The organism is Janthinobacterium violaceinigrum, assembly GCF_009208555.1.
Taxonomy (GTDB): Bacteria; Pseudomonadota; Gammaproteobacteria; order Burkholderiales; family Burkholderiaceae_D; genus Janthinobacterium; species Janthinobacterium violaceinigrum.
The window spans coordinates 1-818 of the sequence record NZ_WFLI01000101.1 but is presented as its reverse complement, the minus strand read 5'-3'; the positions used below and the strand labels follow the sequence as shown (position 1 = coordinate 818).

Genomic DNA, 818 nt, shown 5'->3' with positions numbered 1-818 from the left:
GTTGAACAATACCGATGGCGTGATCGCCGCGACCACTGGCCTTCATGTGGGTGGTACTGCGCTGGACAACACGCGTGGCGTGTTGCAGGCGGACATGTTGCGTCTCGATGCGGCATCCTTGCTGAACCAACAGGGGACAGTGAGCGCCGGCACGGACTTGACGGCGCGCATCAGCGGTGATTTAACGAATGCTGGCCTGCTGTATGCGGGCCGTAACCAGCAACTGACGGTCGGTGGCTTACTGAGCAACACGGGATCGATTGCCTCCGTGAATAACACGACGATTTCTGCTGGCAAAGTCACCAGCAGCGGCTTGCTGGGCGCCGGCGTGAAGGCGGATGGCAGCCTGGGTACGGCGGGTGACTTGACCATCAACGCGGATGGCGTGTTGCAAGCGAGCGGCCAGAACCTGGCGGCCGGCAGTGCCGTGTTGACGGGCGAGGCCATTGATCTGTCGGGCAGCCAGACGGGTGCCGCCAACATCGGCATCACCGCACGCAGCGGCGACGTATTGACGAACAAGGCGGTGATTTCCGCCAGCAACGTGCTGGCCATCACGACCAATGCCAACAATGGCCAGTCGCTGATCAATAACCAAGGCCAACTCGTGGGCGGCCAGCTGCAACTGAATGTGGCCAACCTGAACAACGCCAGCGGCGAGATCGTGCAGACGGGCACGGGCGACACCGTCATCACGACAGGCAAGTTGGACAACACGGCGGGCCGCATCGCCGCCAACAGCGCGAACCTGGCCCTAAACGCGACGGTGTTGACGAACGTCAATGGCAAGCTGGAGCACGCAGGTGCCGGCATCCTGG

Annotated in this window: 1 protein-coding gene; it reads left to right on the top strand. The window is 62.3% G+C overall.

Features of this window, described 5'->3' with window-relative positions; genetic code table 11:
* Positions 1-818 (top strand): hypothetical protein (locus GCN75_RS28800; protein ID WP_152285374.1); only part of this gene is annotated, 818 nt, incomplete at both ends.